General features: G+C 71.1%; 12 protein-coding genes. 6 read left to right on the forward strand and 6 right to left on the reverse strand.

The genetic code is table 11. The annotated features are described in order from the left end of the window. On the reverse strand, positions 1-1,190 hold a 1,190-nt coding region (locus ABZ128_RS19095), incomplete at its 3' end, for a homocysteine S-methyltransferase family protein (RefSeq protein WP_356849677.1). 252 nt (positions 1,191-1,442) lie between these two features. On the opposite strand from ABZ128_RS19095, the gene ABZ128_RS19100 reads away from it, so the two are divergent. The 5 genes from ABZ128_RS19100 (at position 1,443) to ABZ128_RS19120 (ending at position 7,659) form a co-directional block, all read left to right on the forward strand. Beyond that, complete coding sequence (locus tag ABZ128_RS19100; protein ID WP_356849679.1) at positions 1,443-2,210, forward strand: IclR family transcriptional regulator; 768 nt, start codon at positions 1,443-1,445, stop codon at positions 2,208-2,210. Positions 2,211-2,526: 316 nt separating this feature from the next. Continuing rightward, positions 2,527-3,309, forward strand: coding sequence for an MIP/aquaporin family protein (locus ABZ128_RS19105; RefSeq protein WP_356849681.1), 783 nt, complete (start codon positions 2,527-2,529; stop codon positions 3,307-3,309). A gap of 77 nt (positions 3,310-3,386) precedes the next feature. Beyond that, positions 3,387-4,913: a glycerol kinase GlpK gene (gene glpK / locus ABZ128_RS19110; RefSeq protein WP_356849683.1), complete on the forward strand. Its 1,527-nt coding sequence runs from the start codon at positions 3,387-3,389 to the stop codon at positions 4,911-4,913. 39 nt (positions 4,914-4,952) lie between these two features. Next, entirely contained in the window at positions 4,953-6,560 is a 1,608-nt protein-coding gene (locus tag ABZ128_RS19115) for a glycerol-3-phosphate dehydrogenase/oxidase (RefSeq protein ID WP_356849685.1), read from the forward strand. Between the two features lie 127 nt (positions 6,561-6,687). Continuing rightward, complete coding sequence (locus ABZ128_RS19120) at positions 6,688-7,659, forward strand: PAC2 family protein (protein ID WP_356849687.1); 972 nt, start codon at positions 6,688-6,690, stop codon at positions 7,657-7,659. A gap of 66 nt (positions 7,660-7,725) precedes the next feature. On the opposite strand, the gene mshC is transcribed toward ABZ128_RS19120, so the two are convergent. From mshC to ABZ128_RS19140, 4 genes are all read right to left on the reverse strand, one after another. Further along, a complete protein-coding gene (gene mshC, locus ABZ128_RS19125; RefSeq protein WP_356849688.1) occupies positions 7,726-8,955 on the reverse strand; it encodes a cysteine--1-D-myo-inosityl 2-amino-2-deoxy-alpha-D-glucopyranoside ligase in 1,230 nt (409 codons plus the stop codon). A gap of 110 nt (positions 8,956-9,065) precedes the next feature. Then, on the reverse strand, positions 9,066-9,869 hold the full coding sequence (locus ABZ128_RS19130) for an SCO1664 family protein (RefSeq protein ID WP_356849689.1): 804 nt from the start codon (positions 9,867-9,869) through the stop codon (positions 9,066-9,068). Next, entirely contained in the window at positions 9,866-10,456 is a 591-nt protein-coding gene (locus ABZ128_RS19135; protein WP_356849691.1) for a DUF3090 domain-containing protein, read from the reverse strand. The genes ABZ128_RS19130 and ABZ128_RS19135 overlap by 4 nt, the downstream gene beginning before the upstream one ends. Positions 10,457-10,518: 62 nt before the next feature. Further along, positions 10,519-11,256, reverse strand: coding sequence for a histidine phosphatase family protein (locus tag ABZ128_RS19140; RefSeq protein WP_356849693.1), 738 nt, complete (start codon positions 11,254-11,256; stop codon positions 10,519-10,521). 53 nt (positions 11,257-11,309) lie between these two features. Between ABZ128_RS19140 and ABZ128_RS19145 the strand changes: the two genes are divergently transcribed. Further along, the gene (locus tag ABZ128_RS19145; protein WP_356849694.1) at positions 11,310-12,302 is read left to right on the forward strand and encodes a magnesium and cobalt transport protein CorA; all 993 of its coding nucleotides are present in this window, start codon (positions 11,310-11,312) and stop codon (positions 12,300-12,302) included. A 42-nt stretch (positions 12,303-12,344) separates the two neighbouring features. On the opposite strand, the gene ABZ128_RS19150 is transcribed toward ABZ128_RS19145, so the two are convergent. Further along, a complete protein-coding gene (locus ABZ128_RS19150) occupies positions 12,345-13,133 on the reverse strand; it encodes a ferritin-like domain-containing protein (RefSeq protein ID WP_356849696.1) in 789 nt (262 codons plus the stop codon). Between the last annotated feature and the right edge of the window lie 236 nt (positions 13,134-13,369).

Here is a 13,369-nt window from a genome sequence, read left to right on the forward strand (position 1 = left end):
TAGTCCACGCACAGATCCAGCATGTGCGCGCCCTCACGGATCTGGTCCCGGGCCATCTCCACACAGTCGTCCCAGCGGGCCTCCAGCATCGCCTCACGGAACTTCTTCGACCCGTTCGCGTTCGTCCGCTCACCGATCGCCATATACGCGGTGTCCTGACGGAACGGCACCGTCTGATACAACGACGCAGCCCCCGGCTCGGGGCGCGGGTCCCGGACGGCCGGACTCAGACCACGCACCCGCTCGACGACCTGGCGCAGGTGCTCGGGCGTGGTGCCGCAGCAGCCGCCCACCAGCGACAGGCCGTACTCCCGCACGAAGGTCTCCTGCGCATCGGCCAGCTCGGTGGCCGACAGCGGGTAATGCGCCCCGTCCTTGCCCAGCACCGGCAGACCCGCATTGGGCATGCACGACAGCGGGATGCGCGCGTTGCGGGCCAGATAGCGCAGGTGCTCGCTCATCTCCGCCGGACCGGTCGCGCAGTTCAGCCCGATCATGTCGATGCCCAGCGGCTCCAGCGCCGTCAGCGCGGCGCCGATCTCCGACCCCAGCAGCATCGTCCCGGTCGTCTCCACCGTCACCGAACAGATCAACGGCACCGAAACACCCAGCGCCTCCATCGCCCGGCGGGCACCGATGATCGAGGACTTCGTCTGCAGCAGGTCCTGCGTGGTCTCCACCAGCAGCGCATCCGCACCACCCGCCAGCAGCCCCTCCGCATTGACCTGGTAGGCATCCCGGATCGTCGCGTAATCGATGTGCCCCAAAGTGGGCAGCTTCGTGCCCGGACCCATCGACCCCAGCACCCACCGCTGCCGGCCCGTCGACACCGTGAACTCGTCCGCCACCCCGCGCGCGATCCGCGCACCCGCCTGCGACAGCTCGAAATTGCGGTCGGAGATGTCGTACTCGGCCAGCGCCGCGAAGTTCGCGCCGAACGTGTTCGTCTCCACGCAGTCGACGCCGGCCGCGAAGTACTCCCGGTGCACGTTCGCCACGATGTCGGGGCGCGTCACGTTCAGGACCTCGTTGCAGCCCTCCAGCTGCTGGAAGTCCTCCAGCGTGGGGTCCTGCGCCTGGAGCATCGTCCCCATCGCCCCGTCGGCGACGACCACTCGGGTGGCCAGAGCCTCTCGGAGGGCATCGGCCCGGGTCTGGGTGTCTGCGGGCGGGTTCGGCAACGAGGCCATGGTTGAGCTCCCTGGGATGCGACGGCTGTCGGCTTTGCACCCCCTCTGTGTCAAGGGTGCACGCGGTCAGGGTAACCGCGCGGCACCGGCCCCGGTGGGGGCGTCCCACGTGGCGGACTGCATTCTGTGCGCGGGGGTCCGCAAGAGGTCTCCTGGTCGACGATGGCCTGAACGCGCGCCCAACCATGCGCAGAGTCGACATCGACCGATAGTGTTCAGCATTGTCGAACTACGTCAGCAGGAGGCTGCGCCATGGCACGGAACATCCAGTCGCTCGAACGAGCCGCTGCGATGCTGCGACTCCTGGCGGGCGGCGAACGCCGACTGGGCCTGTCGGACGTGGCCAGTGCCCTGGGCCTGGCCAAGGGCACGGCGCACGGGATCCTGCGCACCCTGCAGGCCGAGGGCTTCGTGGAGCAGGACGCCGCCTCGGGCCGCTACCAGCTGGGCGCGGAGCTGCTGCGCCTCGGCAACAGCTATCTGGACGTGCACGAGCTGCGGGCCCGCGCCCTGGTCTGGACGGACGACCTGGCCCGGGCCAGCGGCGAGAGCGTGTACGTGGGCGTGCTGCACAAGAGCGGGGTGCTGATCATGCACCACGTGTTCCGGCCCGACGACAGCCGCCAAGTGCTGGAGGTGGGGGCCATGCAGCCGCTGCACTCCACGGCCCTGGGCAAGGTGCTGTCGGCGTACGACCCCGTCGCCCACACGGAGGCGGTCGAGGTGGAGCGGGAGGCGTTCACGCCCCGCACGGTCACGGACGCCGCCGGCTTCGAAGAGGTCCTGGACCTGACCCGGGCGCGCGGCTGGGCCTCCGATGTGGAGGAGACCTGGGAGGGCGTCGCCTCGGTGGCCGCCCCCATCCACGACCGGCGGAGGATGCCGGTCGGCGCGGTGGCGGTCGCGGGGGCCGTGGAGCGGGTCTGCGGCGAGGGCGGGGAGCCCCGGGCGAGCCTGGTCGCGTCGGTGCGGGATTGCGCGCGGTCGGTTTCGCGCGACCTGGGTGCAGGCCGCTTCTGACCTTGCTTTGAGTGCATCCAGGGCGACCCTGGTCGCCATCTGGCTGCATGTGGCCATTTTTCGATCGATAGTTGGCCGGATTTGGGCGATCACACCGAGCGGTAACGATCCGGATCTGTGACCTGCCCAACCCTTGACGCGTTCTTCACCAGGGCGGAAAACTGCCGTTCATCGGTCGGCATTGTCGAACACCTACCGGCAATACGCGCTAGGGTGTGACAAGCCAAGGACCGGTGCAGCACTCACCGAGTGCGGTGGACCACCGGAGGGACCCGGTGTCCGCCCACCCCCTGGACGTAAGACAAAGGAGTCGCGGGTGTCCAGCTCCGACATCTTCATCGGCGAGACCATCGGTACCGCCCTGCTCACCCTGCTCGGCGGTGGCGTCTGCGCCGCCGTCACGCTCAAGAGCTCCAAGGCCCGCAACGCGGGATGGCTCGCGATCACCTTCGGCTGGGGTTTCGCCGTCCTGATCGCCGCGTACGTGTCCGCGCCCCTCTCCGGCGCGCACCTCAACCCCGCGGTCACCGTCGGCATAGCCGTCAAGACCGGCGAGTGGGGCGACGTGCCGGTCTACCTCGCGGCCCAGCTGCTCGGCGCCATGATCGGCGCGGTCCTGATGTGGGCCACCTACTACGGACAGTTCCGGGTGCACCTGGCGGACCCGGAGCACATCCGTGACGCCAAGCTCGGCCCCGAGGACCCGCACCCGCACGACGTGGCCGGCCCGGTGCTCGGAATCTTCTCCACCGGACCCGAGATCCGCAACGTCGTCCAGAACCTGCTCACCGAGATCATCGGCACCGCCGTCCTGATCCTGGCGATCCTCACCCAGGGGCTCCAGGACGGCGGCAAGGGCCTCGGCGTCATCGGCGTCCTGATCACCTCCTTCGTGGTCGTCGGCATCGGCCTCTCCCTCGGCGGACCGACCGGTTACGCCATCAACCCGGTGCGCGACCTCGGCCCCCGCATCGTCCACGCCCTGCTGCCGCTGCCCCATAAGGGTGGCTCGGACTGGGGATACTCCTGGATCCCGGTCGTCGGCCCGCTCGTCGGTGCCGTCCTCGCCGGCGGTCTGTACAACATCGCGTTCGCCTGATCAGAACCGGCACGATCGCAAGATCCGCACCGTCACACTGATTCCGCCTACTTCGACACCTGCCAGGAGCAGCCACCATGACCAGCAGCACCGGCCCCTTCATCGCCGCGATCGACCAGGGCACCACGTCCTCCCGCTGCATCGTCTTCGACCGCGACGGCCGCATCGTCGCCGTCGACCAGAAGGAGCACGAGCAGATCTTCCCGAAGCCGGGCTGGGTCGAGCACGACGCCACCGAGATCTGGACCAACGTCCAGGAGGTCGTCGCCGGGGCCATCGCCAAGGCCGAGATCACCGCGGCCGACGTCAAGGCCGTCGGCATCACCAACCAGCGCGAGACCACGCTCCTGTGGGACAAGAACACCGGCGAGCCGGTGCACAACGCGCTGGTCTGGCAGGACACCCGGACCGACACCCTGTGCAAGGAGCTCGGCCGCAACGTCGGCCAGGACCGCTTCCGCCGCGAGACCGGCCTGCCGCTGGCGAGCTACTTCGCCGGCCCGAAGGTCCGCTGGCTGCTCGACAACGTCGAGGGCCTGCGCGAGCGCGCCGAGGCCGGAGACATCCTCTTCGGCACCATGGACTCCTGGGTGATCTGGAACCTGACCGGTGGCGTCCAGGGCGGTGTGCACGTCACCGACGTCACCAACGCCTCGCGCACCATGCTGATGAACCTCCACACGCGGGAGTGGGACGAGCGCATCGCCGAGTCCATGGAGGTCCCGCTCAACGTCCTCCCCGAGATCCGGTCCTCCGCCGAGGTCTACGGTCACGTCAAGGACGGCGTGCTCGCCGGTGTCCCCGTCGCCTCGGCGCTCGGTGACCAGCAGGCCGCCCTGTTCGGCCAGACCTGCTTCTCCGAGGGCGAGGCGAAGTCCACGTACGGCACCGGCACGTTCATGCTGATGAACACCGGCGACAAGATCATCAACTCCTACAGCGGCCTGCTGACCACGGTCGGCTACCAGATCGGCGACGAGAAGCCGGTCTACGCCCTGGAGGGCTCCATCGCCGTCACCGGCTCGCTCGTCCAGTGGATGCGCGACCAGATGGGCCTGATCAAGTCCGCGGCCGAGATCGAGACGCTGGCCTCCTCCGTCGAGGACAACGGCGGCGCCTACTTCGTGCCCGCCTTCTCCGGCCTGTTCGCCCCGTACTGGCGCTCCGACGCCCGCGGTGTGATCGCCGGCCTGACCCGGTACGTCACCAAGGCGCACATCGCCCGTGCCGTGCTGGAGGCCACCGCCTGGCAGACCCGCGAGATCACCGACGCCATGACCAAGGACTCGGGCGTCGAGCTCACGGCCCTCAAGGTCGACGGCGGCATGACCTCCAACAACCTGCTGATGCAGACCCTCTCGGACTTCCTGGACGCCCCCGTGGTGCGCCCGATGGTCGCCGAGACCACCTGCCTCGGCGCCGCCTACGCCGCCGGCCTGGCCGTCGGCTTCTGGCCCGACACCGACGCCCTGCGCGCCAACTGGCGCCGCGCGGCGGAGTGGACCCCGCGGATGCCCGCAGAGCAGCGGGACCGCGAGTACAAGAACTGGCTCAAGGCCGTCGAGCGGTCCATGGGCTGGATCGACGACGAAGACGCCAGCTGACCGCATTCAGCTGAGTCAATCGACGAGGAGCTAAAAGATATGAGCACCCTGCAGAGCGTTCCCACACTGGGTTCGCACCCGACCGCCGGCTCGAACGCGAGCCGTGCCGAGACCCGTGAGCAGCTGGCGAAGGCCACGTACGACCTGCTGGTCATCGGCGGTGGAATCCTGGGCACCTCGGTGGCCTGGCACGCCGCGCAGTCGGGTCTGCGGGTTGCCATGGTGGACGCCGGCGACTTCGCCGGCGCCACCTCCTCGGCCTCCTCCAAGCTGGTCCACGGCGGCTTGCGCTACCTGCAGACCGGCGCGGTCAAGCTGGTCGCCGAGAACCACCACGAGCGGCGGGTGCTGGCCAAGGACGTGGCCCCGCACCTGGTCAACCCGCTCACGTTCTACCTGCCGGTCTACAAGGGCGGTCCGGTGGGTGCGGCCAAGCTGGGCGCGGGCGTCTTCGCCTACTCCGCCCTCTCGGCCTTCGGCGACGGCATGGGCAAGGTCATATCCCCGGCCCGTGCCGTCGCCGACAACCCCGGCCTGAAGACGGACAACCTGAAGGCCGTCGCGGTCTACTACGACCACCAGATGAACGACTCCCGCGTCGCCGTCATGACGGTCCGCGCGGCCGTCGAGTCGGGTGCGGTCGTCCTCAACCACGCCGAGGTCACCGGCCTGCGCATGACGCGCGGACGGGTCTCCGGCGCCGAGCTCAAGGACCGCCTGGACGGTACCGAGTTCGGGGTCGACGCGCGCGTCGTGCTCAACGCCACCGGCCCGTGGGTGGACCACCTGCGGCGCATGGAAGACAAGCACGCGCTGCCCTCGATCCGCCTGTCCAAGGGCGCGCACATCGTCATGAAGCGCAAGTCGCCGTGGAAGGCCGCCATGGCCACCCCCATCGACAAGTACCGCATCACCTTCGCCCTGCCGTGGGAGGACCAGCTCCTGCTCGGCACCACCGACGAGGTCTACGAGGGCGACCCGGCGGACGTGCGCGCCACCGAGAAGGACATCCAGCAGATCCTGGACGAGGCCGCGTTCTCCATCAAGGACGCCGACCTCGACCGCTCGCTAATGACGTACGCCTTCGCGGGCCTGCGGGTGCTGCCCGGCGGCCCCGGCGGGGTCGAGAAGGCCAAGCGCGAGACGGTCGTCTCCGAGGGCGCCGGCGGCATGCTGTCGGTGGCCGGCGGCAAGTGGACGACGTACCGCCACATCGGCCGCGTGGTCATGGACAAGCTGGCCAAGCTCCCGGGCAGCCCCCTGACCGAGGACATGGAGCCGGTGAAGTCGCTCGTACGCCGGGTGCCGCTGCCCGGTGTCGCCAACCCGAACGCCGTCGCGCACCGCCTGCTGGTGGACCGCGAGCCCGGCGCGCGCATGGACCCGCTGACCGCGCGGCACCTGGCCTCGCACTACGGTTCGCTCGCCTTCGACATCGCGCGGATGGCGAACGAGGACCCGGCGCTGGCCGAGCGGATCCACCCGGACGGGCCGGAGATCTGGGCCCAGGTCGCGTACGCCCGGGACAACGAGTGGGCCGAGACGGTCGACGACGTGCTGCGCCGCCGCACGACGGTGGTGGTCCGCGGCCTGGACGACGCCTCCGTGCGGGCCCGGGTCGAAGAGATGCTGAGCCGCAAGGCATAGCTCTCCCGCAGGTGGGGAAGAGGGGCGGTTCCGGGGGGAACCGCCCCTCTGTCGTGGGCTGTGGCTGGTGTCCCCACAAGGATTAGGCTGGCCCACGTACACAAGGGAACTTCGGAAGGAGACCTGGGTGATCGAGCTTGAGGGCGTGCCCGAGCTGATCGACCCGGTCATGGTGGCCGCGTTCGAGGGCTGGAACGACGCGGGTGACGCGGCCTCCGGTGCGGTCGCGCACCTGGACCGGGAATGGAAGGGAGAGGTCTTCGCCGCGCTGGACGCCGAGGACTACTACGACTTCCAGGTCAACCGGCCGACGGTGTGGCTGGACAACGGGGTACGGAAGATCACGTGGCCGACGACGCGCCTGTCGGTGGTCCGGATCGGCGGCGCGAAGCCGCGTGACCTCGTGCTCGTACGGGGCATCGAACCGTCCATGCGGTGGAGGTCGTTCTGCAACGAGATCCTCGGCTTCGCGCACGAACTGGGCGTGGAGATGGTGGTGATCCTGGGGGCGCTGCTGGGCGACACGCCGCACACGCGGCCGGTGCCGGTGAGCGGGGTGACCTCGGATCCGGACCTGGCGCGGACCATGGACCTGGAGGAGACCAAGTACGAGGGCCCGACGGGCATCGTGGGCATCCTCCAGGAGGCCTGTACGCATGCGGGCGTCCCGGCGGTGTCGCTGTGGGCGGCGGTCCCCCACTACGTCTCGCAGCCGCCGAACCCGAAGGCGACGCTGGCCCTGCTGAACCGGCTGGAGGACCTGATCGACCTCCGGATCCCGCTGGGTGAACTCCCGGAGGACGCACGGGCGTGGCAGCTGGGCGTGGACCAACTCGCCGCCGAGGACAGCGAGGTGGCCGAGTACGTCCAGACGCTGGAGGAGGCGCGGGACACGGCCGACCTTCCGGAGGCCTCGGGGGACGCCATCGCCCGGGAGTTCGAGCGGTACCTGCGCCGGCGCGACCCGGCCGCCGAGGCCGGTGACGGCTCGTACCTGCGGGACACCGCGAGCGGTCTGACGCGCCCTCCGAAGCGCAAGCCGGACCCCTCCGGGGAGGAGCCCGCCGCGCCGGACGAGGACGACACCCCGGAGCAGTAGCGCGGTGACGGCGTGACGATGCCCCCGGGCCCGGAAAGGGCCGCGGGGGCATCGGTGCAGTGAGCCCTAGAGGGCCACGCCCAGCAGGGCGTCGACGGTGCGGGAGACGAGGCCCGGGGCCGATTCGTCGTCGCCGCCGGAGGCGAGCTGCTGCTCGACCCAGCGGTCCACGGCCGCGAGCGCCGCCGGGGCGTCCAGGTCGTCCGAGAGCGCCGCCCGGACCTCCTCGACCAGGGCGTCGGCCGGGAGGCCGTCGGGCCGGGACACGGCCGCGCGCCAGCGGTCCAGGCGGGCCACCGCCTCTTCCAGGACGGAGTCGGTCCACTCCCAGTCGGCCCGGTAGTGGTGGGCGAGCAGGGCGAGGCGGATGGCCGCCGGGTCGACCCCGGCCCGGCGCAGCGCCGAGACGAAGACCAGGTTGCCCTTCGACTTCGACATCTTCTCGCCGTGCAGGGCGACCATGCCCGCGTGCACGTACGCCTTGGCCATCGGGTACTCGCCCGTCAGGACCTGCGCGTGCGAGGCGCCCATCTCGTGGTGCGGGAAGGCCAGGTCGGAGCCGCCGCCCTGGATGTCGAAGCCCATGCCGAGGTGGTCGAGGGCGATGGCGACGCACTCGATGTGCCAGCCGGGCCGGCCGCGGCCCAGGCTGGCTCCGTCCCAGCTCGGCTCGCCCGGGCGGGCGGCCATCCACAGCATCGGGTCCAGCGGGTTCTTCTTCCCCGGACGCTCCGGGTCGCCGCCGCGCTCGGCGGACAGCAGCCGCATCGCCTCGGCGTCGAGGCGGGAGACCGCGCCGAAGTGGGGGTCTGCCTCCACCGAGAAGTAGACGTCGCCGTCCAGCTCGTAGGCCGCTCCCGCGTCCCGCAGCCGCTCCACCAGCGGCACGATGCCCGGTATGGCCTCGACGGCGCCGATGTAGTGCTGCGGGGGCAGGATCCGCAGGGCGGTCATGTCCTCGCGGAAGAGGGCCGTCTCGCGCTCCGCGAGGGCGGTCCAGTCATGGCCGTCGCGCTGCGCCCGCTCCAGCAGCGGATCGTCCACGTCCGTGACGTTCTGGACGTAGTGGACCTGCCGCTTGGTGTCGAGCCACACGCGCTGTACGAGGTCGAACGCGTTGTAGGTCGCCGCGTGACCGATGTGGGTCGCGTCGTACGGGGTGATGCCGCAGACGTAGATACGGGCGACGGGACCGGGGTCGAGGGTGATCGTCCCCTGGGTCGCGGTGTCGTGGATCTGGAGGTCGCGGCCCTTGCCGGGCAGGGCGGGGACCTCAGAAGCGGGCCAGGCATGCATGTGTCGAGCCTAACCGGACGCGTGTTCCGGAAACGAACCGGACCAGCACTGTTGGCTTGATCAGCACTCTTGCGGTCTGGCCGGTTCTGTGCGTTCCGGCCGTGGCCGGATCAGACCGGTGGCCAGGGGATGGACGGCCACTGCCCGGAGGGCTGCGGGTGCACTCCGGTGAGCAGCAGCCGCTCCACCCGCGCCCGTACGGCGGCCAGCTCGACCGGTGTGATCAGCTGGGCCAGCCGGGTGGCGAGCGGTTCCCCTTCGGCGAGCCGGGAGCGCAGGGAGCCCAGCACCTCGCGCGCCTCGTCCGTGAGCGGTTCACCCGCCCAGCCCCACAGCAGGGTCCGCAGTTTGTCCTCCGTGTGGAAGGTCACCCCGTGGTCGATGCCGTAGAGCCGGCCGTCGGCGCCGGGCAGCAGGTGACCGCCCTTGCGGTCGCCGTTGTTGATCACGGCGTCGAGTACGGCGAGCCGGCGCAGCCGCAGGTCGTCGGCGTGCACGAGCAGGGCCGTGCGGCCGTCCCCCACCTCGGCGAGGGCGACCGCCTTCCAGCCCTCGCCGGCCTCCTCGCCCTCCACCAGCGCGAGCAGCTCCGCCCCGGGGTTCTGGCCCGCCTCGATCCACTGCTGGACCATGCCCTCGCCGTACGGCCCGTCGCGCAGCACCGTGGGAGGCACCAGGCCCCATCCGGTGGCCTCGGAGACCAGGTAGGCGGCGACCTCGCGCTGGGCGAGGCTGCCGTCGGGGAAGTCCCACAGCGGGCGCTCGCCCTTGACCGGCTTGTAGACGCAGTCGGCGCTCACGCCCTCGTACGCCACCGTGCACAGCAGCACGGCGTTGGACGCCTCGCGGATGCGGCCGACGACCGTGAGCTCACCCTTGGTGAGCAGCTCCTCGCGTTCCCCCGTCGCGGTCACACCTGGCGCCGGTAGCCGTTCTGCCGGGGGCACACGTGGCCCTCGGGGTCCAGCGGCAGACTGCACAGCGGGCACGGCGGGCGGCCGGCGTTGACGACGTCGAGGGCCCGTTTGGCGAAGGCGCGGGCCTGGGCGCCGGTGAGGCGGACCCGGAGCATCGGCGGGCCGTTCTCCTCGTCCTGGAGCAGCCGCTCCTCCGCCTCGGCGAGATCCTCCTCCGAGTCGACCTCCAGCTCGACGAGGGCCTGTGCCTCCACGATCATCCGCTGCTCCTCGCCGTCCCAGGCGAGCGCCATGGTGCCGACGCGGAACTCCTCGTCGACCGGGACGTCCAGCGGAGCGGTGTCGGTGGCCTCGGCGGGGGCGACGGCGGGGACCGGGGCGTTGCCGCCGGTGCGCCGTACGACCTCGTCCAGCAGCTCGTCCATCCGCTCGGCCAGTGCGGCGACCTGGGTCTTCTCCAGGGAGACGCTCGTGACGCGGGGGCCGGAGGAGGCCTGCAGGAAGAACGTACGGCGTCCCGGCAGACCGACCGTGCCGGCCACGAAGCGGTCCGGCGGGTCGTAGAGGAACACCTGACGGGGCACGTCCAGTCTCCAAGTCTCGGCGGCGGGTTGTGTAGGCCCATCCACCCTACTGCGCCGTTCGATCAGGCCGCGCCCGCGCCGCCTCCCACGACCGCGTTCCCGCCGTCCTCGGTCGCGCTCTCGAACGTGGCGGTGTCGGCGGCAGCGGCGTCCGGTGCGGGTGCGGGCCGCGGGGCGAGCGAGCCGAAGTCCCCCGTGTCGCCGAGGCGGAGCAGGAACGGCCGGGTCGGCGTGTAGCGGACGACGGTGACCGAGCAGGGGTCGACATGGATGCGCTGGAAGAGGTCCAGGTGCATGCCGAGGGCGTCCGCCACAAGGGACTTGATGATGTCCCCGTGCGAGCACATCAGGAAGACCGCGTCGCTGCCGTGCTCCTCCTCGATCCGGGCGTTCCACTCCCGTACGGCGTCCACCGCGCGCGCCTGCATGGCGCGCATCGACTCGCCGCCCGGGAAGGCGGCGGCCGAGGGGTGCTGCTGGACGATCTTCATCAGGGGTTCGTCGGAGAGTTCGGAGAGTTTGCGGTTCGACCAGTCGCCGTAATGGCATTCGCCGATCCGCTCGTCGGTGTGCAGCGCCAGCCCGGGCCGGGCGGCGAGCAGCGGGGCGAGGGTCTCCCGGCAGCGCTGCAGGGGGCTCGTGACGGCGGCGGCGATGGGCACCTCGGCGAGCCGTCCCGGCAGTGCGGCGGCCTGCCCGGCGCCGCGCTCGTCGAGGGCCACGCCCGGGGTCCATCCGGCGAGCAGCCCTGCGGTGTTGGCGGTGGACCGCCCGTGTCGTACGAGGATCAGCGTGGCCATGGCGCAAGCCTAACGGCGGCGGCATTGTGCGGGCGGGGTGCGGGCGGGGGAGAATGCCCGGCGTGATTGTCGACTGCGCGATGTACCGGGACGGCCGCCGCTCCCCTGCGCCCGGGGACTTCTCGGACGCCCTCGACGAGGCGCGGGCGACCGGTGACGCCTTCCTGTGGGTGGGCATGCACGAGCCGACGGAGGAGGAGTTCGAGCACGTCAGCCGGGAGTTCGGGCTGCACAAGCTGGCCGTCGAGGACGCGCTGACCGCACATCAGCGGCCCAAGCTGGAGGTGTACGACGACTCGCTGTTCGTCGTCCTGAAGCCGGTGGTGTACGACGACGACGCGGACACGGTGAGCACCGGCGAGCTGATGGTCTTCATCGGCGACTCGTTCGTGGTCACGGTCCGGCACGGCGAGGGGGCCGCGCTGGCGGCCGTGCGCCACCGGCTGGAGCAGGAGCCGGAGGTGCTGCGGCACGGCCCGACGGCGGTGCTGTACGCGGTGTCGGACGCGGTGGTCGACCACTACATCGAGGTGGCTGCCGAGCTCCAGGCGGACCTGGAGGAGCTGGAGGCGGAGGTGTTCGCCCCGCACGCCACGGACACCAAGAACACCGCCGCCCGGATCTACGGCTTCAAGCGGCAGGTGCTGGAGTTCCGCCGGGCGACGAGTCCCCTGCTCCAGCCGATGGACCGGCTGGCCTTCGGGAACGTGCCCTTCGTGCACGGACACGCCCTGCCGTTCTTCCGTGACGTCGCCGACCACCTCACCAAGGCCAACGAGTACATCGAGGGCCTGGACCGGCTGCTGTCGGACGCGCTGGCCGCGCACCTGGCGCAGATGGGCGTCCGGCAGAACGACGACATGCGCAAGATCTCGGCCTGGGCGGCCATAGCGGCGGTCCCGACGATGGTGGCGGGGATCTACGGGATGAACTTCGACCACATGCCGGAACTCCGGCACGCCTGGGGGTATCCGGGGGTGCTGGTGGTGATGGCCGCGGCGTGCCTGGGCCTGCACCGGCTGTTCAAGAGCCGCGGCTGGCTCTGAGCGCCGCCCGCGCCCGACGCCGGCTCCGGCGGGCGCTCGCGTTCAGGCGAGCCCGGGCACGCCGGTGGGCGCCCCGCTCAGGGCGCCCAGCCGCTCCGGCAGGCGCAGGCTGATCATCCGGTGCCAGCCGGCGAACCGCTCGTACGCGTACATCCCGCGGATGCCGGCGGCCAGGACGGCGGACTTGGCCGTGGGCCAGTGCAGCAGCCGGCCCATGTGGTCCATGACGGCGAGGCTGACGTCGCGGTAGATGGCGATCTCCGCGAGGGCGCTCTCGCGCAGCACCCGGTGGATGGTCCGGCCGTGCCCCTCGCGGGCGAGGCGGAGCAACTCCTCGTGGCAGTAGGAGAGGTGGTTGTCCTCGTCATGGCTGATCATGCGGATGGCCCTGCCGACGTCGGGGTGGTCCCCGAAGTGCCGCACGAGCATGGTCATCTGGTCGGCGGCGCGCTGTTCCGTGACCCGGCTGTGCGCGAGGTAGACGACGATGTCCTCCTCGGTCAGCGGCTCGTCGCGGCGCAGCTTCTCGTGCGTGAGGCCGATGCCGCGCTGCTCCAGCAGCATCGTGTAGTCGGTCTCGGGGGGTACGGGGACGGCCGGCAGGCCCCGCCTGCGCAGCAGGGCCTGGAAGATCCGGCCGTGTTTGTCCTCGTCGGCCCCGTGCCGGGTGATCTTGGGCGCGAGGTCGCGCATGCTATCGGGTACCAGGGCCGCGATCCGGGCGTTCTCCCAGCCCCCCTGCGACTCCCCGCTGGCCGCGATGGAGCAGAAGAGCTGGAAGGAGTCGTCGTGGTCGACGATCTCCTGGAACAGGCTGCGGGCAGAGAGCATGCATCGAGTCAAGTGCCGATCGCGGGAGCGGGCAACCTGATGGCGGGGCCGCTCGGCCGAATGAGCGAGTACGGCGGGCGGGGCCGCGGGCGTAACCCGGCGGGCCCCGCACGCGTTGTGCGGGGTGTCGGCCGTGGCGGGGAAGACCCCCGAGCCCCCACCACGGCCGCAGGCTTCCCGCCCGCGCGTCGGCCCCCGGTTGCGGCGGGCCCGCGGCCGGGCGCGGCCGGCGATCG

The organism is Streptomyces sp. NPDC006326 (genome assembly GCF_040612915.1).
Taxonomy (GTDB): Bacteria; Actinomycetota; Actinomycetes; order Streptomycetales; family Streptomycetaceae; genus Streptomyces.